This is a genomic window from Nibrella viscosa (assembly GCF_039541875.1).
Classification (GTDB): Bacteria; Bacteroidota; Bacteroidia; order Cytophagales; family Spirosomataceae; genus Nibrella; species Nibrella viscosa.
This window is the reverse complement of record NZ_BAABHB010000002.1, coordinates 821171-847059: the sequence shown is the minus strand read 5'-3', so window position 1 is coordinate 847059 and position 25889 is coordinate 821171. Positions and strand designations below refer to the sequence as shown.

Below are 25889 nucleotides of genomic sequence, written 5' to 3'. Positions count from 1 at the left end.
TTAGTTTGCCGGCTGCCGATTTGCTACTGTGGCGTCTAGCTGCTCCCGAACGGATGCGATCTCGGCCGACACATCCACCCGGCCCTGTAGCGCTTCCAGCCGGGCCAGCAGATGGGTCAGAAAACGCCGGTGGCCTTCGGTCGGTCCGTAGAGCGGGCGGTGCGCCAGCGACTTCCGGATGCCGGCCCATTCGGCAATGAAGGTGCGAAGTTCGTCATCAAACAGGCTTTCGCCAAACTTTTGGAAGATATACTCGTGGGCTACGGCATTGGGGTGGATCAGGTCAGCTTCGTAAAAGCGGTAATCGCGCAGGTCATCCACCATGATCTCGTAGCTGGGAAAATACTGGACGAAATCATGCCAGACAGTTAGCTCATGGCACACTACCCGCAGCAGCGATTTACTCACCTGGTTCACCGGCAGGGTATCGCGGGTGTGCCGCACCGGGCTAACCGTCAGCAGCACGTTCAGGTTGGGATTGGCCCGGTGCAACGCCTTCAGCAGCTTGGTCAGGGTATCGCGCACATGGTCCAGGCTATAGAGGTACTTCTCAAATAGGGAGCCGGGCATTTTATGGCAGTTCGCCACCACCTGCCCCGTTTCGATATGCCGATACACCATCGCCGTGCCGAAGGTCAGAAACAGCCAGTCGGCCCGGCGCAGCGTTTCGCCCACTTTCTGCAAAGTACCCACCAACTTTTCGGTAAGTGCCTCCCGGCTATTGGCCCAAAGTGACGAGTGAAAATCGTAGTGGAACCAGACACCATCCCGCTCTACATACAGATTCTCGTCCGGCCGGCTACCGTTCAGGGCCATCAGCAGCAGTTTAGCCATGGAGACCGGATTGAAAATGGTACCGAATGGATTGATGGTCACGTTCAGTTTATGGTCAGCCAGGTGGCGTCCCATCACGTCGGCGAAGCAGGAGCCGATGGTCAGAATTTCGTCGGTTTGCCGCAGCGCTTGCGGCAGTTTTATGGGCATACATTCAGTAGTGAACTGCATACCAATTAAACAAAAAAACGGACCAAATAGGTCCGTTTTTTTCATGATTTTACGTCTAAACCCCTCCTGATATACAGACATTTACGCACCAGGTCAAGGTTTTCTCAATAAGGTATCAATGTCATACACCTCGCCGTTTTTGACCACCTTCACCACATTCCAGGCATCGGTGATTGTCGTTAGCGGGTCACCCGTGACAATCACCAGATCGGCCAGCTTTCCCGGCTCCAGCGACCCCAAATCCTTACTCACCCCAACGGCTTCGGCAGCCCAGAGCGTGGCCGACCGCAGGGCTTCGTAGGGCGTAAGTCCCGCATCAACAAACGATTGCAGCTCGGTATGCAGGCTCATACCGTAGGGCACAAAGGGGCTGTCGGTGCCGGTAGTCACCCTGGCCCCGGCGGCTACCAGGGCTTTAACTGTTTTCTGCAGATTACCAAAATTGGTCAGGTAACCGGGGTTGATTTTGGTAATCTGAGCGGCTCCGGCCAGCATGGCGTTGGTAAACTGCTCGGAGTAAAACGCCTTGTACTGCCGGTTCTCGAAAAACTGGGGGTTTCGGCCCGACAACACGTTAAAGCCGCCCTGGAGCGAAGCCGTCGGCGTAATGTTCATGCCAGATTTGGCAATCAGTTGAATCACGTCCTGGTAACTCCGGTTCATGGCCGTTATCTTGGGCGAATACCCGCGCCGACTGGTACCGCCCATATGCTCCACGGCATCGACCTCGTAGCTCATGGCCGGGTAAATCTCGTGCGAGGATACGGGCATCCCGTGCGCGTGGGCAAAAGCCGTGATGCGCTGTTGCATGGCGTCGGGCATACGGACATACGTCTTAATCAGGTCGTAGCCCAGCCGGACCGACCGGTTCAGCTCCAGTTCCAGGTGGGCCGGCGAGGAGATGCTGGTGGCCATGCCATAATAAATCCGACTCCCGTCGGTCAGGCCACCGGTAAAGAACTGCCGGGGACCCCACCGCCGGCCGCTGGCCCAGGCTTCTTTGCGCTCCAGGGCATCGTACGGATCGGCTCCCGGTTCGCGCACCGAGGTGATGCCGTACGACAGCCACAGGCGGCCCTGCTGCTCGCCCGACATGGCGTTCTGGTGCGCGTGCATCTCAAACAAACCCGGAATGATGGTATTGGCGGAGGCATCAATTAGTTTGCCCGCCCGGCCGGGCTGATGCGGCTCAATGGCCCTGATGCGGTTCCCTTCGATGAGAATATCCACATTTTTCCGGTAAGTGGCCGAGCGGCCGTCGAATACCTGCCCCGCATGAATCACCACTTGCCCGGCCGGTTTTTTCAGCTGCCAGTTGAACGCAAGCGGAATAGCGTCTATCCGCCCGTCGGCCAGGTACACCTGCTTGAGCGTATCGGTGGCCAGGTACACCAGGCTCTGCGAGTCGCCCGTCCAGGTGGGCGCATCGGCCAGTTCGTTGGTGAGCCGTTTGGCAGGCCCCATCAAATTGCCTTTGCCGTCGACGGGCACCACCCACAACAGCCCATCCTGTATGTAAGCCATGTGCCGGCCGTCCGGCGACCAGACCGGCCCGTTCTTGCCCCGCGTACCCAGCGTCCGGTCGGGCGTGGGCGATACGGAACGGTCTGCCGGACGGTCGGGGCCGCTATCCAGCGATACCAGCAGAATTTCGCTGACGCCTTCGCGGTAGCGCGACGAATACACATCCAGAGCCGCCAGGGCAATGGTTTTGCCATCAGGCGACCAGCTCGGCTGACTGGGCACAAACACCGATTCGTGGTATTTTTCTACCGCTCCCGTCAATGCGTCGGCCACGTGCAGTGTACCCCTGCCCCAGACGTTCCGGGGGTCGCCCTGGTAAAAAGCAATCCGGCTACCGTCGGGCGACCAGGCCGGAAAGTTGATGTCGTCCGGCAAATCGACCAGCCGCTGATCTTTACCGGTTGCCAGATCACGCACCCACAGGTCCATGTTTCCTTTCCGGTCGGAGGTATAGGCAATTCGCCTGCCGTCGGGCGACCACACCGGGTCGGCATCCACATATACATCGTTGGTCAACGCTTTTGGCTGCGGATTCCCTTTGGTCAGCAGCCATAAATCGCCCAGCGCGGCAAATACTACCTGCCTGCCGTCGGGCGAAACGGCCGGTCCTTTCAGCCCGCGAACAGGCAGGGGAGCCGAGCGGTCGAAATCGTAGGCTTTGCGGGTATAGCTTGGTCTCGACAACGCCACGGTAGCCTGAAACGGAATCTCCTTTGCGTTTGCCTGCCCAACCGACCGCTTCTTCAGCTTGCCGTCGGCGGTATACAGATACTCCGATGCGGAGACCCAGCTTACGCGAAAAGGGAATACATCTTCGTCGGCGGCTGTCAGTAGTTGATTCTTCCCATCGGCAACCGTAACCGCAGCCAGACCACTTTGGCTTTTAGACACACTGTTGTACAGCACTCGTGCCCCATCGGGCGACCAGGTCGGGGCCGCCAGCCGGGCGGTCGTAGCGAACAGCAGGTGTTCAGTACCGCCCGCGTCAAGGCGATAAAGACCCGGCGTTTCGGTGCGCTCGGAGACAAAGGCGATCTGACTACCGTCGGCAGAATAGGCCGGATTGTAGTCGTTGCCGGCGTTACGGGTTAGCTGGGTCAGCAAGCCGGTGTCGAGCGTCAGTTGCCAGATATCGTAGTTACCGCTCCGGTCAGAGGCAAACACAAGGCGTTTACCGTCGGGTGACCAATGCGGTTCCCGGTCGTCGTATATACCTATCGTTAGCTGCTTTTTCTGTTTGCCGTCTTTGCTGACCATCCAGATATGGTAGGTACCATCCCAGAAGGCGTGGAAGGCCACCCAGTTGCCGTCGGGCGACCAGGCCGGTTGGCGGCAGTCGCCGTAGGCATCGGTGACAGGCCGGGCAACGCCACCCGCAGCAGGGACCAGCCAGATGGTGCCCTGCAGGTCCATGGCGATGGTTTTGCCGTCGGGCGATAAGGCGGCTGCCATATTGGTACCTTCGGTTACCGTTACCTTAAGCGAATCGATCAACCCACCTGCTATGGCAGATGAGTGATACGTACAACTGAGTAGCAAAGCCACAATTAACACAGCGAACCGGGATTTTCCGGAATTCTTCATAAGCCTGGTTAATGAGAAATAAAGAAAATGAAATACTGGTTGGCACAGAGCCGGATCATCAGCCGGGGAAGGGGGAGACTGATTGCCCAGCGAAGGACAGTTTACGGAACGAATACGTTACCCTGCGATGATACGTAAAAACAATTAAACCATGCGCTATTTGACAGATTAAAATATATTTAGTTGGGCCAATACTCTATTTTATAAAGTTAAATTTGGAAAAATCAAATAAACACCTAATATTCTACTAATCAGCCTTGACATTTTAGACTCGACCTATATCTTTGAGCCAGGTTTACGGAAAAATACAAAATAGCACTTACCCATAATGCTCCTTGCTGGCCGCACTTGAAGGATGCATTAGGCACCGGTAACCGGTGATTGGACTGCCCCCGGCAGTCTTACTGAAGCACTGATTATACACTGACGCATCGCACCTGCGCGTCTGGTTCATCCGGGAAGGGGAATGAATCGGATTCAAGGGCGCGGAGAATTACCGCAGTGGTTCTCACGAGCGGGCGTCGGAACGTTGAACGACGGCGATCATACTGGAACACTCCGGCGGTCGCTGGGCTTTTCGGCCCTTTGCAACGCATTATATCTGAACGGCCGGCCTCCCTTACGCTCTACGCCAGTGACAAAACCAGTTCCAGAACTGGTAAGGTATTTTTTTGCCTGCCGAAACCGAACGCACTCTCAATCAATCCATTCTCACCCTTTAAATTCTACTATGCGATGAGAAACAAACAGCTACTTCTGATTCTGCTTTTTATCACCTGTCTATCGGGCCGGTTACTTGCTCAGGAACGCATCATCAAAGGCAAACTAACCTCCGAAGAGGGGGAAGCGCTACCGGGCGTAAACGTGGTCATTAAAGGCACAACCATCGGGGCATCCACCAGCGCCGACGGCAATTATTCTTTGACAATTCCGGCGGCTCACGCGAAGGGCACTCTCATCTTTTCGTTTATCGGTATGAAAACGGAAGAAGTGCCCATTGGCAACCAGAGTATCATCTCCATGACCCTCAAATCGAACAATCTCGCGCTGAGCGAAGTGGTGGTAACGGCCCTGGGCTTTAAAGAGAACCGTGACCGGTTAGGGGCAACCTCGTCTAAGATTGAGGCCGGCGACCTGAAGCGGTCGGGCGAAACGGGTATTATCAACGGCATGGCCGGCCGGGCCGCCGGAGTCCGTGTAACGCGTTCGGCTGGCGACCCTGGCGCGGGTTCTACCATTCAGATTCGGGGGCAAAACACCATCACCGGATCAAATCAGCCACTGGTCATTATCGACGGTATTCCCGTCAGCAACTCAACGCTTGGGAACGGCAATGCCGGAGTAACGCAGCAGTCCCGCCTGAATGACATCAACGCGGAAGATATCGCATCCATGCAGATTCTGAAAGGCGCTTCGGCGGCTGCGCTCTGGGGGTCGCGGGCGGCCAACGGCGTAATCGTAATCACCACCAAGCGGGGAGCGAACGCCGATAAAGTCAACATCTCCTTTGGCTCGTCGGTATCGTTCGACCGGCCAAACCGGCTGCACCCATTGCAGGATAAGTACGGGCAGGGTTCCGGTGGGGTATATAGCCCAACGGCCGCTAACTCATGGGGCGATAAAATTGCCGACCGGTCCGGAGCAGCCGATGAAATCAACACAACCGGTCAGCGCTTTGAAGCCTACAACGGTCAGATCTTCTACCCCATTCTCAAGAAAAATTCAAAAGAAACGTTTCAGGAAGAACGGCTGAACGACGTTTTCCGAACAGGAACGTACATCGACAATAACCTGAGTATCAGCGGAGGCAACGAAAAAAGTAATTTCTACCTCAGCCTCGGCGACCTCCACCAGAAAGGTATTCTGCGCGGCACCAGCGATTATAACCGTACCTCGGTCCGGTTCAACAGCCAGCGGCAGTTCAATGACATTATCAAAGCGTCGACCAACGCCAACTACGTCCGCACCACCTCTAACCGGGTGCAGCGCAGCAACAGCGTAAACGGTCTGTACATTGGTATGCTGCGCACTCCGCCCGATTTCGACAGCCGGGGTTATAAGGGAAATTACTATGCGTCCCCCACCGCCAGCCCCATTCCGAACCGGCAGCGGGCGTACCGCAATTACCTCGGCGCTTCGGCCAACCCCATCTACAACGACCCGTTGTGGGCCATCAAAGAACAAACCAACTTCTCGGAAGTAGACCGGTTTATTGTCAGCTCCGAACTGGTGATCAGTCCGGTGAAATGGTTCGACGTAACGGCCCGTGGAGGCATCGACAGCTACACCGACCAGCGGCTAACTAATTTCCCGATGTGGTCGGCGACAGCCGCCGGCCTGGGTAGCTTTGAGGAGGAAATGCTGAAAGAAACCGAGCTAAACTTCGACGTCATCGGGCGGGCCACCAAAGAGTTCAGTCCGAATTTCACCAGCACGTTTATCCTCGGCTTTAACGTCAACAACCGGAAGTACTACCGATTGGGCGGTAACATGACCAACTTCGTAATTCCCGACGGTCCTCAGAACTTCAACAATTCCATCCGGGCCAACAACGAACCTTACAACGAACGCTCTAACCGCCGGATGGCCCGGTTATATTCGACCGTCAACCTGGGTTTTTACAACCAACTATTCGTGAATCTGTCGGCCGCCGGTGAAGCGGGTTCTACATTTGGGAGTGCGTCGCAGTCTACGTTCTACTACCCGTCGGGCGATGTTGCCTGGCAGTTTACGGAGCTACCAGCCCTGCGCAACAGTCCAATTCTGACCTTTGGAAAGCTACGGGCTTCGTACGGGATTGTGGGCATTCAGCCGGCGGCTTACCAGAACACCACGACCTTTGTCAACGCGAGCTTCAGCGATTGGGCCAGCGGCCTGAGCGGAACGGGGTACGGCGGAGCCTTTGTGCAGAACAACCGGCAGGGCGACCCGAACCTGAAACCCGAACGCAAGACGGAATGGGAAGTGGGTACCGACCTGCGCTTCTTCAATAACAAACTCACGGCCGGCTTTACGTACTACCAGAACCAAATTGTAGACCTGCTGCTCAACGTATCTACGGCCGGCTCCACCGGTTTTACCCAGAAATACACCAACGCCGGAACGATGGAAAATAAAGGAATGGAAGTGGAACTGACCTACAACATCCTCCGCCGGAAAGACTTCAACCTGAACGTGTTTGCCAACTGGAGCCGTAACATAAACAAGGTAACCGACCTGGCCGGCACAGATAACATTACCCTGGGTGGCTTCAGCAGCACGGCCAGTACGGTGGCTAAGGTGGGCTACGCCATGTCGTCGCACTACGGTGGTGCCTACCTGCGCAACGAAAATGGTACGATGGCGCTCAATGCCAATGGGTTTCCGCAGGTTGCGCCGGCCTTCCAGGTAATCGGCAATCCGAATCCTCGATGGCGGGGTGGTTTTGGCACAAATGCCTCGTACAAAAACCTCTCGCTGAATGTACTTTTCGAAACCTCACAGGGCGGTGACTTCTACACCGGAACACAAGGCGTGTTGTACAACTTCGGTACGCATCAGGATGTAGCCAATGAGGTAACGCTAACGCAGGGTCTGAAAAACTACGCCGGCAAAGTGATTCCGGCCGGCAGCACCGTGCGCGGCAATATTCAGGATTTCGGGGCCGGCCCGGTGCTGCTGGATGAGTCGTATTACACCTCAATTGGGGGTGGGTTCAGCACCCTGGTGGAGCAGTTCATCAAGGATGGCACCTGGACCCGAATCCGGGAAATTTCACTGGGGTACAGCCTGAGTTCGGCAGCTTTCCGGAAAAAAACAAAGCTCCAGTCCCTTGATATGTCGGTAACCGGCCGCAACCCGGTGCTGTGGACAAACATCGTTGGTATTGACCCGGAAACCAATTTGGGGGGTGTCAGCAACTCGCAGGGGCAGGATTATTTCAACAGCCCCAATACCAAATCACTGGTTTTCAGCCTGAAATTCACGTACTAACTCTGACATACCTATGAAGCGAATTTATAAATCCATCAGCGTGCTGCTGCTTAGCGGCTATTTTTTGTCCTGCGAATCCATCGTCGACAACCTGAATACCGACCCCAACAACCCCACCGATGCACCGGCTAGCCTGGTGTTTACCGGCACGCAGCTGGCCAATGTGGTGGTGCAGGAAGGTATCGCCAGCCTGCTGGGCTCTATCTGGGGCGGCTATACCACCGGCTACGACCGGCAGTGGAAAGATTACGGCCTGTACAACGTTACGGCCGGGGTGTACGATACCGAGTGGAACAACGTATTCCGGGGAGTTGTCATGAACGGCCAGATTACCATCAACAAAGCCACGACGCTCGGAAACCGGAAGATGGTGGGGATTACCAAAGTTCTGATGGCTAATTCGGTTGCCACGGCTACCGAACTCTGGGGCGATATACCGTTCAGCGAAGCAGCTCAGATCAGCGCGTTTCCGCATCCTAAATTTGAAAGTCAGCAGAATGTCTATACTAAAACGCTGGCGTTGCTGGACGAAGCCATTGCGGATTTAGCGTCGGGCGTTGGTACGGTGGGGGCCGAGGATATTCACTTCGGTGGCGATGCCACCAAGTGGACTCAGGTAGCCTATACGCTGAAAGCCCGGCTGCTGATGGACACGAAGCAGTACGAAGCCGCGTTTGCCGCAGCCGAAAAAGGCATCAGCACCTATGCCAACTCCCTGTACGCTCCGCATGGCACAACAACGGGCGTTAACCAGAACCAGTTTTACGTGTTTCTGACGCAGTCGCGACCGGGCGATATATCGGCGGTGGGCGCTTACAACGTGGGGCTGCTGAATCCCGCCGGCACGACCTACCGGGGTAATGCCAAAACCATCGAAACAGCCCGCTACCTGTTCTACTACCAGCCCACCGGGGTAAATACGCGCGGTGTGGTAGAACCGAATACATCCAGTACGACTACGGCCAAAGGGTTTTTCGGAATGGATGCCCGGTTCCCAATGGTCACCTATATGGAGAATATCCTGACGCTGGCGGAAACGGCCCTGCGAACGGGTAAGGGGATGACCGCAGCCCTGGGCTACCTGAACACCTACCGCAGCTTCCTGAATGCAGGCGGGTACATAGACGCCACGTACCGGACGGCGGCCACCCTCAAATACGAGCCGTACGTAGCCGATGATTTCGCAACCGGCGGTATCGAAAACAAAGACGGGCTCACACCCGAAAACGCCCTGCTGCGGGAAATTTTACAGGAGCGGTACGTCACCTTTTACGGCACCCACCTCGGCTGGAACGACGAGCGCCGGACCCGCAAAGAAACGGTGAGTGTGAAACTGCAACCTGCCAACGGCACCCAACTGCCGTGGCGGTTTATTTACTCGCAGAATGAGATCAACTCAAATAAGAATGCCCCCAATCCTGTACCCGGTATCTACGAACCTTTACCCATTTATAAATGAAACGGTATAGAAAACTATCCCGCCTTTTTGCGGCTACCCTGCTCTTTACAGGCAGTGTTACGGCCCAACCGGTGCCGACAGCCGTGTTCAAACAGATGAAAGCCCGCAGCATTGGCCCCGCCGTGATGGGTGGCCGTATTACCGCTCTCGACGCGGTACTGAACAACGGCTCCGGCCTGGTGACCGAGCCTTCTGTGATTTACGCGGGCGCGGCTTCGGGTGGCGTCTGGAAAAGCGAAAACGGGGGCGGCTCCTGGAAACCTGTTTTCGACGATCAGTCGAATATCAACATCGGTTCCATTGCCATTCAGCAGAGTCAGCCAAACATAGTATGGGTGGGCACCGGCGAAGGAAACCCCCGCAACTCGGTGAATATGGGAAACGGTATTTACAAAAGTATAGACGGCGGCCGAACCTGGAAGCACATGGGACTGGAGAAAACCTTCAACATCCACCGGATATTGATCGACCCCTCTAATCCGGATATTGTGTATGCGGGCGTAATCGGCTACCCGTTTGGGGAGCATCCGGAGCGGGGGGTGTTTAAGACCACCAACGGCGGGGTGAGCTGGGAGAAAATTCTGTATACCAACGAAAAATCGGGCGTGGCCGAAATGGTAATGGACCCGCTGAACCCCGGCAAGCTGCTGGTGGCGATGTGGCAGCACCGCCGGACACCCTGGGACTTTACCTCAGGCGGACCGGGCTCCGGATTATACCTGACCTACGATGGCGGCAAAACATGGAAGAAGAAGACGGACGCCGATGGACTGGCCAAAGGTGATTTCGGGCGGCTGGGCCTGGCTATCAGCCGGAGTTCACCCAACCGCATCTATGCCCTGGTCGAAGCGCCTAAAAACGGGCTGTACCGCTCTGATGATGGCGGGGAAAAATGGACGCTGGTGACCGATGAGCCCGCTGTGGCCACCGACCGACCGTTTTACTACAACGAAATATACGTCGACTCCAGAAACGAGAACCGCATCTATAAGCTCAGCGCTCCGCTGAACTACAGCGAAGACGGCGGAAAAACTTTCAAAGCACTGGCGACGCCTGATCAGGTCCATTCCGACCACCATTCGTTCTGGATTCATCCGGAGAATCCAAATTTCATAATCGTCGGCAACGATGGTGGGCTGGCGTTTAGTCGCGACCACGGCAAGACCTGGACCAATCCCGAAGGCATTCCGGTCGGTCAGTTCTACCACATCAATGTGGATAACGAGATTCCGTACAATATATACGGAGGCTTGCAGGATAACGGCTCCTGGACCGGCCCCGCTTATACGTTTTACACGGGCGGTATCCGCAACAACCACTGGCAGGCTCTGATGCTGGCCGATGGCTTTGATGTCATTCCCGACCCAACCGACTCCCGATACGGCTACGCGATGTCCCAGGGCGGCAACATTGTCCGCTACGATAAACAGACGGCCATTTCGTCGTTTGTCAAGCCGATCGTACCCGACGCCAACATCCGCCTGCGGTACAATTGGAACACCGGTTTTGCGGCCGACCCGATTGCCAAAAACACAATTTACGCCGGTAGTCAATTTCTGCACAAAACGACCGATCAGGGCATGACCTGGGAGGCCATTTCGCCCGACCTGACACTCAACGACCCGGAGCACCAGAAACAGGACCAGAGTGGTGGTCTGACCATCGATGCAACCAATGCCGAGAACCACAACACCATCCTGACCATTGCCCCCAGTCCATTGCAGGCCGGAGTCATCTGGGTCGGTACCGACGACGGCAATGTGCAGCTCACCCGCAACGGCGGCAAAACCTGGACCAACCTGAGCCCCCGAATAGCGGGTTTACCCAAGGAAGCCTGGATTGCTCAGATTACCGCATCGCGCTACAAAGCCGGTGAGGCTTATGTCGTCGCCAATGCCTACCGCATGGGTATTGACCTGGCCCCGTACGTCTACCGCACTACCGACTTTGGTCAGACCTGGACCCGGCTGGTAGACGATAAAAAGGTAAAAGGTTACGCCCTCTGCTTTTTGCAGGATCCCGCCGAGCCCAAACTGATGTTTGCCGGCACGGAACACGGTTTGTGGGTGAGCATAGACGAAGGCAAAACCTGGGCGCAGTGGGATAATGGATTGCCGGCCGCTACACCGGTCATGGACCTGGCGATTCAGGAGCGCGAAGCCGATCTGGTCCTGGGAACATTCGGGCGGTCGGTGTACGTGCTGGATAATATTCGGCCGCTGCGCCGACTGGCAGCTACGGGCGGTAAAATTCTGGAGCAACCGCTGGTGGCCTTTGAACCAGCAGAGGCTTACCTGGCTGCGTATCGGGGTCCGCAGGGCTACGGTAAAGATGCCGAAGGGCTCTACCAGGCCCCCAACCGCCCGGCCGGTGCCAACCTGACGTACTATATCAAACCCAAGGCTACCACAACGACACCGCTTTCGGCAACGGGCCAACCCGATTCCCTGTCTATCCGCATCTATGACGAAGCTAACCAGTTGATCCGGATCTTAACGCAGGCACCCGATACCGCTTTGGGTGTACAGCGCCTGACATGGGATTTGGCGGAAAAAGGAGTACGGCTACCCGGTAATACCGGTAGACGCGCCAACGATGAGCCTGTTGGCACACGGGTCTTGCCGGGCCGCTACAAGCTGGTATTTACCTTTGCCGGAGCCAAAGATTCTACTGTTGTGACGGTGAAACCTGACCCGCGTGTGCCGTACAACCAAGAAGCGGCCGTGGCCCGTTTCGCTTTGAACGGCAGGCTGAAAACAAACATACTCCTGGTTACGGCCGCTACCGACCGGATACAGGAAGCCAACAGCGCTACGGAAGTCATTCTAAGCCAGTTGAAAGGCAAATCGGATAAAGAAAGCGGAGAGCTGGTTAAACTCACCAAAGCTATTCAGGACTCCCTGAAAACCATTCGTGAGTCGATGATCGGCAGGCCGGTTCAGCGGCAGGGTATGGGCCGCACGTATATGCTTACCCCAGCCCTGAAACTACAGGAAGCCAATACGTACATCAGTCAGCGCGTGGGAATGCCCACCAAAACTGAAGCCCTGCTGCTCGAACAGGCCGAAAGTCTGATTCAGGAGACACTGGCCAAAGCCGACCGATTCTTCAATACCCAGTGGACAGATTACCGAAAAAAAGTGCAGGCCATCCCAGTGGAGGTGGTTAAAGCCTATTCACCGCTGGCCCAGGCAGGTATCAGCAGCACCCGGTAAGCCACATACCATTTATATTAAATGCAAGCGTCCCGCTCAAGTGAGCGGGACGCTGCTTTACGGTAGGGACCTTTCCTGCTTACTCGGCTATTACTTCAAACACAAGCGTATGCTTTACGTCTTTGTGCAGGTCGAGGGTAGCCTTGTATTCGCCGAGCGATTTTACGTCGTCGACTGCAATTTTCTTCCGGTCGATGTCGAAGCCTTTCTCGCGCAGGGCGTCGGCAATCTGGGTGTTGGTTACCCGGCCGAAGATCTTGCCGCTCTCACCGGCTTTGGCCGGGATGGTCAGCCGCAGGTCGCCGATCTGGTCGGCAATGGCCTGCGCATCGTTCTTGATCTTCTCGGCTTTGTGGGCCGCCTGACGGATATTTTCGGCGATCATCCGTTTGTTGGAGTCAGTCGCCATGATGGCAAATCCCTGAGGAATCAGGAAATTGCGGCCGTAGCCGGGCTTCACCGTCACAGTGTCATTTTTATAGCCCAGGCCGGCAATATCGGTTTTCAGAATTACATCCATTGTTAAAAGAGTCTTTAGAGTCGTTAGTCGCTGGTCGTTAGTGCCTCCGGCCTCCTATCGACTATCGACTATCGACTATCAACTAAAATTCTTACTTCAGCGAGTCGCCTACGTACGGCAGGATAGCCAGGTGACGGGCCCGCTTAACGGCCTGAGCCACTTTCCGCTGGTATTTCAGACTGGTACCGGTAATCCGGCGCGGCAGGATTTTGCCCTGTTCGTTCAGCAGTTTCAGCAGGAAGTTAGCGTCTTTGTAATCGATGTATTTGATACCGGAGCGCTTAAAGCGGCAGTATTTTTTCCGGTTTTCGTTCTTGTTGACAGATTCGTTCTGTAAGCTCATGATTATTTAGCCTCCTCGTTTTCTTGTTTTTTCTTACCGACTAACCCTTTGCGTTTCCGCTCGTTGTAGTCAACCGCGTGCTTGTCCAGGGCAATTACCAGGTGGCGCAGGATACGCTCATCGCGCAGATACTCCGTGTTCAGCGTAGCCAGGAGCGTAGGAGGGGCATTGAACTCAATCAGTTGGTAGTAACCCGTGTTCTTGTGCTGAATCGGGTAGGCCAGCTTCCGCAGGCCCATGCTCTCTTCGTGAACAAGCTCCGCACCATGATCGGTCAGCACTTTACGGAACTTGTCGACGGTGTCCTTTATCTGTTGCTCAGATAAAACGGGAGTCATAATGAACACCGTTTCGTAGCTTTTTAAAGACATGATTTAATGAACTGGTTTAAAATGAGGGGCAAAGGTACGGAAAATAGTCGATAGTCGCAAGTCAATAGTTGTTAGTTTATAAAGCCTGACTAACAACTATTGACTTGCGACTATCGACTATTGACTTGCGACTAATTACTTCACCGTAAACTCCCCCTCCCCGATTTTAAACCCTTCGGAGTAGAGTTCTATAACGTAGCGACCTTCGTTGAAGCGCTGCCCACCCCGACCATATACGAAGGAAACCTCCTGGCGGCTGTTGTCGAACTGAATGCGCTGCCGGGCGGTGTAGATCATGTCTTTACCGACGGCATTGAACTCACCGGAGCCGGTGGCCATGTCGGCGAGGACCGCCCCGTTCGGGTCGATGATCCGCATATAGATGTCTTTTTCGTTCTGCTGCGTCAACGGGTTTTCGGCCAGCCGGAAACTGACTTTCACCTTGTCGATGCGCCGGGCCTTGTAGCTGCCGCCGTCCCGCTCTTTGCCCCGCGAGTTAATGGCATTAACGGATACATTCTCAGCCCTCAGGGCCGAGGCAATGGTCACTTTTTCGGCTAACTCCCGATTTTTGACGGAATACACACTTACTGAGTCGCTGAGGGCCTGCCGCTCCGTTCGCAGGCCGGTGTTTTCCTGGGTCAACACCTCATTCTGCTGGGTCAGCAGACTGTTCTCTTTCTTAAGCCGGACAATCTCCCTGTCTTTCTGAACCAGCAGCCCCTCATACGACCTGATTTTCTGCTCGTATTTCCGGAGATTAAACGTATTGACATTACGCAGTTCCCGTTTATCCACTTCCAGTTGCTCCTTTACCCGCAACAGCGAATCGACATTGCCCCCCAGGCGCTGAATTTCGGCAATTTTGGCATCGAGCTGGAGCGAAATAGAATCCAGCTTGGTTTTGGTGAGCAGAACCTCCTCGGTTTTGGCAGCGATTGTGGCTTCCTGGGTTTTATTTGTTTGCCGTTCCTGATAATAGAAGTACAAGAGCAGTACATTCAGAGTGGCCAGAATCAACAGTGCGGCTATCAGATAATTACGACTGCTGTTCCGCCTTTCCTGATTTGCTTCCATAGAAGTGTGTAGCGTTTGAGGGTTTACATCTAAACGGTAATGAAACTTAATTTCAGACCGACTTATTGCTTCCGTGTGCCGAAATCGGGTATTTTGCGCCAAAAAGTACCTATTTCCACTAAATTCTCAAATTTAAACCCCGATAATCGGAAAAAATTTCCAATCACGGCGATTTTGCCGATAATAAGCCTATGACAATTGCCCAACGCATTGACTACATCCGTGCACAACTGAACGAGCGCGCCCGGCTGGTAGCTGTTACCAAAACAAAACCGGTTGCCATGCTCCAGGAAGCTTACGAGGCCGGCTGCAAGCTGTTTGGTGAGAACAAAGTGCAGGAAATGGCAGAAAAGCGGCCGCAACTGCCCGCTGATATCGAATGGCACCTGATAGGGCATCTCCAGACCAACAAAGTCAAGTACATTGCCCCATTTGTTGCCCTGATTCATTCGGTCGATAGCCTGAAACTACTCCAGGAGATTAACAAACAGGCAGCCAAACACGAGCGCGTCATCAACTGCCTGCTGCAAATTCATATTGCTGAAGAAGAAACCAAATTCGGCCTGAGCCCCGAGGAAGCCGAAACCCTGCTCAACAGCGCCGAACTGGACAGCCTGCCCAACATCTGCCTCGTCGGCCTGATGGGTATGGCCACCAACACCGACGATGAAACGCAGATTCGCCGGGAGTTTAGGGGGCTGAAACAGGTATACGATAAACTTAGCGCGATCCGGCGCACCAACGTCGCCTTCCGCGAACTCTCCATGGGTATGAGTGACGATTACGGCATCGCCATCGACGAAGGCAGTACGCTCGTTCGGGTGGGAAGTGCTATCTTTGGGGAAAGGAATTAATTCTGGTTTAAAGTTTGACGTTTGAGGTTTGAAGTTAATCTGGCAAAGCCAACTACAGACCACCGGGCTGCTCCAAACTACAAACTTCAGACTACAAACGTCAAACGAACATGGTCAAATTCTTCATCCAATCCGGTGCGGCTCTGGGCCTGCTGGGGGTAGCGCTTGGCGCTTTTGGGGCACATGCGCTGCGAGCAATGCTGGACGCGTCGGGCCGGGCCGATACTTATGAGACGGCCGTTAAGTACCAGTTTTACCACGCGCTGGCCCTGCTGGCGGTGGGTATCCTGATCCAGTTGCTGGGCAATAACCCGGCGGCCGTCCGCCTGCTGAACATAGCAGGCTACCTGTTTCTGGCGGGCGTTATCATCTTCTCCGGTTCACTGTATATTCTTTGCTTTACAGGCATCACCACCTTTGGGGCCATTACGCCGATTGGGGGGGTGTTGCTGATTGTGGGCTGGGCGCTGCTGTTCTGGGCGTTTATCTAAGGGGCTTACCCTCGGGCAAACATACTGGTCCGCCGGGAGTCGAGTTTCAGGAAGATAAAAAGCAGGATGGTGAACGACCAGAGCGACGAGCCCCCGTAGCTGAAGAACGGCAGCGGAATACCAATTACCGGCATGATCCCGATGGTCATGCCGATATTGACCATCACGTGGAAGAAAATAATTCCCGCCACACAGTAGCCGTATACCCTGGAGAACTTACTTCGTTGTCGCTCGGCCAGGAAAATCAGCCGGCATAACAGGCCGATAAAGAGCGCCACCACAATGGCGCTGCCAACAAAACCGTGCTCCTCGCCGATGGTGCAGAAAATAAAGTCGGTACTTTGCTCAGGCACGAAGTCAAATTTAGTCTGAGTACCCTCCAGAAAACCCTTGCCGTGGAGCCGGCCGGAGCCAATGGCAATCTTTGCCTGCGTCACGTTCCAGCCCACGCCCAAGGGGTCGATGTTGGGGTCGATCAATACCTTGATCCGGTTACGCTGGTGCTTCTGTAGCACATCGTTCACGAAAAAGTCAACTCCGGTGACCACCCCCATCATAATAACCCCGATCAGACTGATGGACAGAATATTGGTGGGCGTACGGTTATAGCGGGGCATCATCCAGATTACCAGCATGGCCAGGCCCGCAATAGCCAGAAAAATGTATAGTTTAGGCACAATCAGCGACAGCACCAGCAAGGCGGCAGCCGCAATCCCGATGGCCGGAATAAAGCCGGGCAGGCCCTCCCGGTATAGCATGATCACAAAGGAGGCAAAGACCAGCGTAGACCCCGTTTCGTTAGAGGCAATGATCAGGATAGCCGGCAACCCAATAAACCCGGCGATATACAGCAGATCTTTCCGTTTGGTCAGGTTTATGCCGGGGGCATCCAGAAACCGGGCCAGCGCCAGACTCGTCGCCACTTTGGCAAACTCAGCCGGCTGAATCGACACAGGGCCAAACTTAAACCACGACCGCGATCCGTTGATGTTGCTCCCCGCTACCAGCACCAGCAGCAGCATCAGAATCATGACGCCGTAGAAGATATAGGCAAATGAATCGTAGAAACGGTGATGAATCACCAGAATACAGATAATCAGGATAAGGCTGGTCCCGATCCACATCAACTGTTTTCCGGCATTGTTCGAAAAATCAAAAATACTGGTCTGGTCTTCCGGATTGTACACGGCGGCAAAGACATTAAGCCAGCCCATTATCACACAGGCCATGTACAGGATTACCGTCATCCAGTCGATATTACGCGTTATTTCTTCGTTACGATACATTTGAGTCTTAGCAATATTGAGCTGCAAAGGTGAAAGAGCGAAAGAGCGAGAGTCACTCTTTCGCTCTTTCACTCTTTATCATATTCATGGCCATTTTGGCTATAATGGGCTTGCGGGTGCTATCTTTCAGGATAGTATCTTTCTTTTTGGGAACCACTGGCTTAGGTGGAGAAGTCACCACGGCCGGCATGTAGTTCTTCTCGGTGATAAACTTCTCCAGTTCTTTGGCATCCGTCCGGCGTTTCAGGTAGCGCTCGGTCACCAGGGCCGCCACCGACGCGGCTGCTACCCCACCCCAGCCTGCATTCTCAACAAACACGGCAATGGCAATCTTGGGATTGTTGGCCGGGGCAAAGCCGATAAAGATCGAGTGGTCTTCTCCCTTCTTGTTCTGCGAGGTACCCGTCTTGCCGCAAAGTTCTACATCCGGCAGGTTGGCCATCCGCATCACGGTTCCGTTGGTGACGGCCGCCCGCATGCCGGCAATTACCGGTTCGAAGTACTTGGGGTTTATGCCGGTTTCGTGCCGCTCCCGGTACTCTTCGGGTACGCTATGGCCCGGTTTGGCAAAGCCCTTGATGTAGTGAGGAGTATAGTAATAGCCCCGGTTGGCGATGGTAGCCGCCACATTAACCATCTTGAGCGGGCTGATGAGCAGTTCACCTTCCCCGATACTCAGGGAGTATACCGTGGAGAACTTCCAGCGTCGCGTTCCGTATATTTTATCGTAATACTCCACATCAGGCAGCTTACCTTTCAGTTCACTGGGTAAATCAACGCCAAGACGTTCGCCGATGCCGAACTTCTGCACCATATCGTGCCAGTACTGCAGGCCGGCCGCCGACGCTTTGAAGGTGTTCGACTCGGAATTATTATACATCAGCCGCCGGAATACGTGGTAGAAATACGGGTTGCAGGAGTACTGAACCGCGCCGTACAGGTTGACCGAACCGGGATGGCCGTGGCATTTTACCGGCGCACCGGCGTGCGAATACACCGTGTTGGGAAACAGCGTTCCCTGCTGCTGCGCCACCAGGGCCTGAATCAGTTTGAAGGTAGACCCAGGCCGGTAACTGGCCATAACCGGCCGGTTGATCAGCGGCTTGTACGGATTCCGAAGCAGCTTGACATAATTCTTGGAAAAATGGCGGCTCGACAGCAGATTCGGATCATACGTCGGGGCCGACACCGACACCAGAATCTCACCCGTAGCCGGTTCAATGGCAATGACGCTGCCGACTTTGTTCTGCATCAGGCTGTCGGCGTATTTCTGGACCTCAATATCTATGCCGGTGTACAGGTTCTGACCGGGCACCGAGAGCGTATCGTATTCGCCGTCTTTCCAGGAGCCTTTGTATATCCCCCGGACGTTCTGCATGATGTACCGAACCCCGCGTTTACCACGCAGTTGCTCTTCATACTGCTCCTCCAGACCGTTGTGTCCGATATAATCACCCTGCCGGTAGTAGATCGTTTCCTGGTTGTCGAGTTGTCGCTTGGTAATTTCACTGACATACCCCAGCGCATTGGCCAGCGTACGGGCCGGATACGTACGCATGGAGCTGGTTGCGGGCTCAAACCCCCGGTAATCGACCAGCGCATCCTGAATGCGGGCAAAGTCTTCTTTTGACAACTGCCGCAGGAACAGCGAGGGTTTTACCGGCGAATACGCTTTAGCAATGGCCATCAGACTGTCGAACTCGCTGACCGTAATTCCCATCAGCCGGCAAAACGCCAGCGTATCGGGTATCCGGACCTGACGCGGAGTTACGTACAGATCATAAACCGGCGTATTATATACGATCAGTTTGCCGTTGCGGTCGTATATCTGACCCCGGACCGGGACTTCAATTACCCGCTTGATGGAGTTACTCGACGATTCGAGTGAGTAACTGTCATCCAAAATCTGGAGATAAAACAGACGAGTCAGATATACCAGGCCGACGAGGCAGAAGACGCCGATGATGATATATTTTCGATTCTCAAACATGAACTAAATTTCCGTAAATCCAGGCTACACACTACAACCCTTATCCTACAAAGTTAACACCGTTAGCCAGCATATGGCAAGTGGACCCGACCTCTGCCGATATTATTTTTCGGTTAAGCGTCGGCCCCTATATCTATAACGCTATCGTAGGGTTTTTACTGCATATCAAACCCCTGATTTGGCGGTAATGTTTGTATCAGGCCTGGGTGAGATCGGGCAGGCGGGGTACTTTTTACCTACCACCATAATGGTTACCAGCCCCTGGCAGTCGTGCGAATCCGGCAGAGGTACATATCGGCGGTCAGGTATAGCGTGGAGCCGTCGTCACCCCAGGCGCAGTTGGCGGTAGCCTCGCCCGTATCGATGCGCCCCAGCAGTTTACCGGCCGGGGAGATCACCAGCACCCCACCCGGACCGGTACTCCAGACATTGCCGTCGCGGTCGGTCTTCAGGCCGTCGGGCAGGCCCTTCAGGTTCTGCTTCAGGAGCGGAGCGGCATCAAACAAGACCCGGCCCTTCCCTACCGAACCGTCGGCCTGCACCGGATACGCCATGATGATGGGCCGATCCGGGTCCGACTGGGCAATGTACAGGGTCTTTTCGTCGGGCGAGAAGGCAATGCCGTTCGGCCGGGTCAGATCGCTGATCAGCAGCGACACGGTGCCGTTGGGCGCAATCCGGTACACACCGAATAGCTCCGTTTCCCGCCTGGGGTCTTTTTCCTTGCCGGGCAGCCCATACGGTGGGTCAGTAAAGTAGTAGCTGCCGCTGGAATGCACCACCACATCGTTGGGGCTGTTGAAGCGCTTGCCCTGGTAATTGTCGGCCAGCGTTCGTTTACCGCCCCCCGACAGCGGCATGGCCGATACCCGCCGGTCGCCGTGCTCGCAGGCAATAAGCCGCCCCTGCCGGTCGAGGGTCAGGCCGTTACTGCCCGGCTCGTCGCCATATGCCCCGGCGCCGGTATAACCTGAGGGTTTCAGAAACTGGGTGAGACCTTCTTTCTCCGACCATTTGAAGATGGTATTCTGCGGTACGTCGGAAAACAGCAGATAGTTACCGTCTTTGATCCAGATGGGTCCTTCGGCCCAGACGAAACCAGACGCCAGTACCTCAATGCGGGCATCTCTGGGAAGGAGTTTGTCCAGTTGCGGATCGTTCCGGACCACGGTGCCGATTGTCGGATAATGGGTAGTTTGGGCGGCCGCGCCGGTAGTCAGGACCATAGACAGTAAGGCACTTACGGCTATGGTGGTCGTCAGCGTTTCGGAGTACATGGATGTAGCATATAAGGCAGTTGGCGCAACTTACAAAGGTTTTGCGCATAGCGCAATGATTTCGTCGATAGCCAAACCAAATCGTTACCTTTGTCAGGAAATTAGATTGAAATGAAGTATCTATACCTTTTATTTATTGCCTTTTTTACGGTTTCTGCTTTCGCGCAGACGCTCACCATCAACGAACAAACGTACCAGTTACATATTCGAAAAGCCCGTTTTCCCCTTAACCTCGACGGTCAATTACAGGAGTCGGACTGGAAACTGGCCGATACAACTACGGTCTTTTGGCAGAATACGCCGTTTGACACGTCCCGGGCCTGGAATCATACGCAGGTGCGGGTTACCTTCGACGATCAGTTTCTGTATGTCGGGGCAGTTTGCTATCAGGCCCGGCACCGGTATGTGGTACAATCGCTGAAGCGCGATTTTCCCGGTGGCAGCTCCGATGTCTTTGTTGTCAATATTGATACCTACCGGGATAAACAAAATTCGTTCAATTTTGCGCTGAGTCCGTACGGTGTACAGCGGGAAGGGCTGGTATCGGGGGGAACAACCTTATCGACCGATTGGGATAACAAATGGTTCTCAAAGGTCCGTAACTACGACGACCGCTGGGAACTGGAGATGGCGATTCCGTTCAAGACCCTGCGGTACAAACCCTCAGAGGGGCAGAATGTCTGGAACATCAACTTCACCCGCAACGTCCTGGCCGATAACGAACGCTCGTCGTGGGCCCCCATTTCACGCAACTTCAACGGCAATAACATCGCATTCTCCGGCCTGCTGGTGTGGGACGACCGCCCGCCCACTCCGGGCGCAAACGTGGTGCTGATCCCCTACCTGTCGGGTAACGGTTACCGCGACTACGTACGTGATATACCCACCCAAACCCGGAGCGGGCTGGGTTTCGACGCCAAGATTGGTATAACGCCCGCCCTGAACCTGGACCTGACGGTAAACCCTGACTTTTCGCAGGTAGAAGTAGACCGGCAGGTCACAAACCTGAGCCGGTTTGAGCTCCTCTTCCCCGAACGGCGGCAGTTCTTTCTGGAAAACAGCGACCTCTTCGGACAGTTTGGTTTCAATACCATTAACCCGTTCTTCAGCCGGCGCATCGGTATTGTGCGCAGCCCCAATACGGGCGATAACCTCCAGGTACCCATTATGGCCGGGGCCCGCCTGAGCGGCAAGCTTACCAATAAGTGGCGGGTGGGGCTACTGTCGATGCAAACCAACCGTAATACCGAAATTGGCCTGCCGACCATCAACTACACCGTGGCGGCTGTGCAGCGGCAGATCTTTACCCGGTCGGGCATCGGGTTTATTCTGGTCAATAAGCAGGTATTTGCCGCCGACACGTCGGAACGGACCGGCTACCAGAGCCAATACAACCGGGTGGCGGGTCTGGATTACAACCTGAACTCCAAAGATGGCCGGTGGACAAACAAGTTTTTCTACCACCGCGTTATGACCCCCGTGGCAACACCGGGGCAATACGCCATGGGAGCCTTCATCAATTACAATACGCCGGAGCTGGAAGCCGAAAGCCGGTTTGAGCACGTGGGCGATCAGTACACCGCCGAAACGGGCTATGTACCACGCCGGGGCTATTACCGGGCCGCGCCCAACATCGCCTACAGTATTTACCCGAAAAACCCCCGGCTGGCCCGCGTTTTGAACCGGTACGGCGTTGGAGTAGACGGCGATATATTTATCCGCCGAACCGATGGCCTGGTAACCGATTGGGACGCAACACCGGTGTACCTGTTTGCCCGGCTCCAGAACACCAGTTCCATTCGGTGGAGTCCCTGGCGTATGGACTATACCTACCTGTTCTCCGACTTCAACCCCACCAATACCAAAGGCCTGCCCCTGAAGGCCGGCACTGCCTACCGGTACGCCAGTACCCGTCTGACATACCAGTCGGATACCCGACGGTTGCTCAACTACATCCTGCAGGCCCGTGTCGGGCAGTATTTCAACGGGAACATTGTGTCGATCACGTCTACGTTCAACTACCGCTACCAGCCGTACGGGGTCTTATCGCTGGATGTTAACTACAACCAGATTACCCTGCCGAAGCCGTATAGCTCGGCCATGCTGCTGCTGATTGGCCCCCGCGTGGAGCTATCCTTCTCCCGCAATGTGTTCCTGACCACGTTTGTGCAGTACAACAACCAGATCAACAACGTTAACGTAAACGCCCGGTTTCAGTGGCGGTTCCGGCCCGTCTCCGACCTGTTCATCGTTTATACCGACAACTACGTCTCCGACACCTTCCAGTCAAAAAACCGCGCCCTGGTGCTGAAGATGACGTATTGGCTAAATGTCTAGTTTGAGGTTTGAAGTTGCTTCGCCGTTTTAACCTCAAACGTCAAACCTATTCCACCCTCACCGTTTGGCGGCTGGAACCGGGTTGACCGGCGGCCGTGGTGCCTTCGGTGATAAAGCGGAGGGTGGTGCGGGCGTCGGAGGCAAAGAACGAAAGGGCGGCTTTACCGTCGGGGCCGGTCCGGATCAGGGGTGCCCAGTGGAGCGTGGCGCGGTAATCGGGCCGGATGTGTTCGGGTTTAGAGGTAGCGTACAGAGGGGCATAAAACTCCCGCACGGGCGTGTAGCCGGGGAGCCTGGCCACCAGAATACCCTCGGCTTTGTCCTGGCTGGGGTCGTAATTGGCCCCTCCGCGTTTGGTCATGACATTGATAACCCCGCCCCCGCCCCGCGAGCCGAAAATAGCGGCTCCAGCCCCTTTCAGCACATCAACATAATCGACATCCATCACGGGCAAGGACAGCACGGCCTGTTTATCCACCGGCATCCCATCAATCAGGAACAGCGGTTCTACCACGCCCGAGAAATTGGCGGCTCCGCGAATCTGCACCGTCGGGTTCATAGGTGAGCCGGAAATATTCAGGCCGGCTACGCGCCCCCGCAGGATGTCCAGCACGCTCATGGCTCCGCCGGCGAGTTGCTGGGTAACTTTCACCGTAGCATCGGCATTGCCGTAGATCTTGCGGCTGTCAGTTTCATTGCGCTTCGCCTTCACCTTCACCTCCTGCAGCAGGATTTCCCGGTTTTGCCGGATTTGCCGTTCTATAGCCAGATACTCGTTGGCGCGTTTCAGGAACTCGGCCAGTTCGTCGCGCTGCACCACCAACGGGTTATAGGGCACCTGCGTGAGCGTCACCGCCGGCTTTATCAGCTGGTCGAGTGTCAGGCTGAGATTCCGGTTGCCTTTTTGGGTTATTGCCTGGATCAGGACATGGGTCGTGTCGGTAAAATCGAGGCCGTACAGACTGTAATACCCGGCTTCGTTGGTCTCTTCGGTCAGGAAGCTCCGGGCACTGTCGCGGCCCACAAACATAAATGTCAGCCGCACCTTGCCGGCCTGTTTCTGGTTCGGCCGCACCACCTGCCCCGTCAGCGAGAGACCCGGCTCCACCGGGTACTTTGGTTCCGGCAGGTTGCCGGCCAGCACCTCCGGCCAGGTAAACCGGCGCCAGCCCTGGGTCATCAGCAGCAGATCGAGTTTTTGCAGGCGATCGCGTTTGCTACGGTCGAAATAGTAACCAGACTGCTCTATCGTCCCTTTCAGATCGGAAGTCAGCAGCAGATGCGATACCAGGGTGGTGCCGTTACTGTCGGGGTCCAGCGCCTGGCGGGCATCCGTCACAGCCATCGACAGATTGGCCGCTACCGGCTTATGCTCCGCATCGGTTACGTTTACGTTCAGTGTTATTTTCTCGCGGGGTTTTACCGCGCTTTTTTCCGGTGTCACCGAAATGGTGAGCAGGCCGCCGTTTTCTGCGTACACCAGCCGTTCGCAAACAGGGGTATTGGTTTCATCAAATAGGGTAAGCTGAGCGATGCCCTCCGGAAACTTATCTCTGGGAAACTGGACCAGCACCGCCTTCGGCCCTACAGGCACATTAGCCGCCTGAACAATCGTACCGCGTATCTGAGCTACCAGGGTCACTTCGCGGGTGCCATCGGCCGGTTTCTTGCCGGCTATAAACACCCGGATATGGCTCTTGTTGCTGATATTATCCACCGTCATCACATACCCATTGGGCTGAGCGGCCGGCAGCGGGTAGCGGCCGTAGGTCCCGGTGCCCTGCCGAGCAAAAGCGGTATAAGTCAGCCCCGGCTCCGGTTTTATGGTGAAAGAGCCCATCCCCAGATGCTGGGGTGTCAAACCGGTAATGGTATCATTGCGGGAATCAAGCACAAACCCCTCGATTTCGGCTCCGCGTCCGCCGGCATCGGTAGCCTTGAAGGCTACCCGGCTTTCGAGACCGGCAACCAGATTTCCACCCTCGGGCATGAACTGAACATCCGGCCGGGCCGCCGGCAAAACGGCTGGTTCGGGCATACCGGTACGGGTTTCCAGCACCATCAGCGAGCGAGTGAAGTAATAGTCTTCCGGAAAATTCCGCATCCAGCCGGTATACGCCCGCAACTGGTAGGGACCGGCGCTTAAGGTTTCCGGTAAGGTTAGCTGGCCCGGTGCGTGACCGCCTACCGCTTTCAACTGAGCCTGCATCACCAGCTTCCGGGCGGTCAGGTCGATCAGATCTACATATAACAACCCACTGACCGAATCGGCTTCGTGGCTCATGCCGTCGAACAGATAGCCTTTCAGCCAGACGGTTTCGCCGGGGAGATAATACGCCCGGTCGGTCTGCACATACACTTTTTCGTTAGGAAACCGCTGGTTGTATGTCTTCAGCCGGGCGATTAATCGGTTTACAAATTCATCGTCCGACAGCCGGAACGCGAACGCCCCCAGCGCCGTTAGCAGCAGCATGGCCCCGGCGATTAGGGGCCTGACCGGTTTGGTAAAAGAAAACATAAGGTAGGTTTTACGAGGAAGATGTTTCAATTTTGGGTATGGCGCATAAATTAGCAAAAATTCCGG

16 protein-coding genes are annotated in these 25889 nt (G+C 55.2%); 6 read left to right on the top strand and 10 right to left on the bottom strand.

The features are described 5' to 3' along the window. A complete protein-coding gene (locus ABD931_RS08010) occupies positions 1–984 on the bottom strand; it encodes a GSCFA domain-containing protein (protein WP_345265739.1) in 984 nt (327 codons plus the stop codon). 114 nt (positions 985–1098) lie between these two features. Further along, positions 1099–4113, bottom strand: coding sequence for an amidohydrolase family protein (locus ABD931_RS08005; RefSeq protein ID WP_345265737.1), 3015 nt, complete (start codon positions 4111–4113; stop codon positions 1099–1101). A gap of 735 nt (positions 4114–4848) precedes the next feature. Between ABD931_RS08005 and ABD931_RS08000 the strand changes: the two genes are divergently transcribed. The 3 genes from ABD931_RS08000 to ABD931_RS07990 are packed head-to-tail and all read left to right on the top strand — an operon-like array spanning position 4849 to position 12759. Continuing rightward, positions 4849–8085 (top strand): SusC/RagA family TonB-linked outer membrane protein, encoded by a 3237-nt coding sequence (locus ABD931_RS08000; RefSeq protein WP_345265735.1) that lies wholly within the window; start codon positions 4849–4851, stop codon positions 8083–8085. Between the two features lie 13 nt (positions 8086–8098). Further along, entirely contained in the window at positions 8099–9544 is a 1446-nt protein-coding gene (locus ABD931_RS07995) for a SusD/RagB family nutrient-binding outer membrane lipoprotein (RefSeq protein ID WP_345265733.1), read from the top strand. Then, complete coding sequence (locus tag ABD931_RS07990) at positions 9541–12759, top strand: WD40/YVTN/BNR-like repeat-containing protein (RefSeq protein ID WP_345265731.1); 3219 nt, start codon at positions 9541–9543, stop codon at positions 12757–12759. The genes ABD931_RS07995 and ABD931_RS07990 overlap by 4 nt, the downstream gene beginning before the upstream one ends. A 79-nt stretch (positions 12760–12838) precedes the next feature. Here ABD931_RS07990 and rplI read toward each other — a convergent pair whose 3' ends face one another. The 4 genes from rplI to ABD931_RS07970 all read right to left on the bottom strand — a co-directional run bounded on the left by rplI (position 12839) and on the right by ABD931_RS07970 (position 15070). Beyond that, a complete protein-coding gene (rplI, locus tag ABD931_RS07985) occupies positions 12839–13279 on the bottom strand; it encodes a 50S ribosomal protein L9 (RefSeq protein ID WP_345265729.1) in 441 nt (146 codons plus the stop codon). 91 nt (positions 13280–13370) lie between these two features. After that, positions 13371–13622 (bottom strand): 30S ribosomal protein S18, encoded by a 252-nt coding sequence (gene rpsR / locus ABD931_RS07980; protein ID WP_345243757.1) that lies wholly within the window; start codon positions 13620–13622, stop codon positions 13371–13373. Between the two features lie 2 nt (positions 13623–13624). Further along, positions 13625–13993 (bottom strand): 30S ribosomal protein S6, encoded by a 369-nt coding sequence (gene rpsF, locus ABD931_RS07975; RefSeq protein WP_345265727.1) that lies wholly within the window; start codon positions 13991–13993, stop codon positions 13625–13627. Positions 13994–14128: 135 nt separating this feature from the next. Then, positions 14129–15070, bottom strand: a complete 942-nt coding sequence (locus ABD931_RS07970) for a DUF8428 domain-containing protein (protein ID WP_345265725.1) — start codon at positions 15068–15070, stop codon at positions 14129–14131. 191 nt (positions 15071–15261) lie between these two features. Between ABD931_RS07970 and ABD931_RS07965 the strand changes: the two genes are divergently transcribed. Next, positions 15262–15924 (top strand): YggS family pyridoxal phosphate-dependent enzyme, encoded by a 663-nt coding sequence (locus ABD931_RS07965; RefSeq protein ID WP_345265723.1) that lies wholly within the window; start codon positions 15262–15264, stop codon positions 15922–15924. A 110-nt stretch (positions 15925–16034) separates the two neighbouring features. Next, complete coding sequence (locus ABD931_RS07960; RefSeq protein WP_345265721.1) at positions 16035–16415, top strand: DUF423 domain-containing protein; 381 nt, start codon at positions 16035–16037, stop codon at positions 16413–16415. A 5-nt stretch (positions 16416–16420) separates the two neighbouring features. Here the strand turns inward: ABD931_RS07960 and rodA are convergent, their stop codons facing one another. The 3 genes from rodA to ABD931_RS07945 all read right to left on the bottom strand — a co-directional run bounded on the left by rodA (position 16421) and on the right by ABD931_RS07945 (position 20917). After that, positions 16421–17701 carry a rod shape-determining protein RodA gene (gene rodA, locus ABD931_RS07955; protein ID WP_345265719.1) on the bottom strand — a complete coding sequence of 427 codons (1281 nt, stop codon included), beginning with the start codon at positions 17699–17701 and terminating at the stop codon, positions 16421–16423. 52 nt (positions 17702–17753) lie between these two features. Further along, positions 17754–19691: a penicillin-binding transpeptidase domain-containing protein gene (locus tag ABD931_RS07950; protein WP_345265717.1), complete on the bottom strand. Its 1938-nt coding sequence runs from the start codon at positions 19689–19691 to the stop codon at positions 17754–17756. A gap of 251 nt (positions 19692–19942) precedes the next feature. After that, entirely contained in the window at positions 19943–20917 is a 975-nt protein-coding gene (locus tag ABD931_RS07945) for an SMP-30/gluconolactonase/LRE family protein (protein ID WP_345265986.1), read from the bottom strand. A gap of 162 nt (positions 20918–21079) precedes the next feature. Here ABD931_RS07945 and ABD931_RS07940 point away from each other — a divergent pair, with 162 nt between their 5' ends. Further along, entirely contained in the window at positions 21080–23305 is a 2226-nt protein-coding gene (locus ABD931_RS07940) for a carbohydrate binding family 9 domain-containing protein (protein WP_345265714.1), read from the top strand. A gap of 46 nt (positions 23306–23351) precedes the next feature. Here the strand turns inward: ABD931_RS07940 and ABD931_RS07935 are convergent, their stop codons facing one another. Next, positions 23352–25823 (bottom strand): TonB-dependent receptor plug domain-containing protein, encoded by a 2472-nt coding sequence (locus ABD931_RS07935; protein ID WP_345265712.1) that lies wholly within the window; start codon positions 25821–25823, stop codon positions 23352–23354. Between the last annotated feature and the right edge of the window lie 66 nt (positions 25824–25889).

What these genes read in the sequence shown, in the direction of transcription:
- ABD931_RS08010 (WP_345265739.1), bottom strand. Translation starts at nt 984, where the DNA reads ATGCCCATAAAACTGCCGCAAGCGCTGCGGCAAACCGACGAAATTCTG.
- ABD931_RS08005 (WP_345265737.1), bottom strand. Translation starts at nt 4,113, where the DNA reads ATGAAGAATTCCGGAAAATCCCGGTTCGCTGTGTTAATTGTGGCTTTG.
- ABD931_RS08000 (WP_345265735.1), top strand. Translation starts at nt 4,849, where the DNA reads ATGAGAAACAAACAGCTACTTCTGATTCTGCTTTTTATCACCTGTCTA.
- ABD931_RS07995 (WP_345265733.1), top strand. Translation starts at nt 8,099, where the DNA reads ATGAAGCGAATTTATAAATCCATCAGCGTGCTGCTGCTTAGCGGCTAT.
- ABD931_RS07990 (WP_345265731.1), top strand. Translation starts at nt 9,541, where the DNA reads ATGAAACGGTATAGAAAACTATCCCGCCTTTTTGCGGCTACCCTGCTC.
- rplI (WP_345265729.1), bottom strand. Translation starts at nt 13,279, where the DNA reads ATGGATGTAATTCTGAAAACCGATATTGCCGGCCTGGGCTATAAAAAT.
- rpsR (WP_345243757.1), bottom strand. Translation starts at nt 13,622, where the DNA reads ATGAGCTTACAGAACGAATCTGTCAACAAGAACGAAAACCGGAAAAAA.
- rpsF (WP_345265727.1), bottom strand. Translation starts at nt 13,993, where the DNA reads ATGTCTTTAAAAAGCTACGAAACGGTGTTCATTATGACTCCCGTTTTA.
- ABD931_RS07970 (WP_345265725.1), bottom strand. Translation starts at nt 15,070, where the DNA reads ATGGAAGCAAATCAGGAAAGGCGGAACAGCAGTCGTAATTATCTGATA.
- ABD931_RS07965 (WP_345265723.1), top strand. Translation starts at nt 15,262, where the DNA reads ATGACAATTGCCCAACGCATTGACTACATCCGTGCACAACTGAACGAG.
- ABD931_RS07960 (WP_345265721.1), top strand. Translation starts at nt 16,035, where the DNA reads ATGGTCAAATTCTTCATCCAATCCGGTGCGGCTCTGGGCCTGCTGGGG.
- rodA (WP_345265719.1), bottom strand. Translation starts at nt 17,701, where the DNA reads ATGTATCGTAACGAAGAAATAACGCGTAATATCGACTGGATGACGGTA.
- ABD931_RS07950 (WP_345265717.1), bottom strand. Translation starts at nt 19,691, where the DNA reads ATGTTTGAGAATCGAAAATATATCATCATCGGCGTCTTCTGCCTCGTC.
- ABD931_RS07945 (WP_345265986.1), bottom strand. Translation starts at nt 20,917, where the DNA reads ATGGTCCTGACTACCGGCGCGGCCGCCCAAACTACCCATTATCCGACA.
- ABD931_RS07940 (WP_345265714.1), top strand. Translation starts at nt 21,080, where the DNA reads ATGAAGTATCTATACCTTTTATTTATTGCCTTTTTTACGGTTTCTGCT.
- ABD931_RS07935 (WP_345265712.1), bottom strand. Translation starts at nt 25,823, where the DNA reads ATGTTTTCTTTTACCAAACCGGTCAGGCCCCTAATCGCCGGGGCCATG.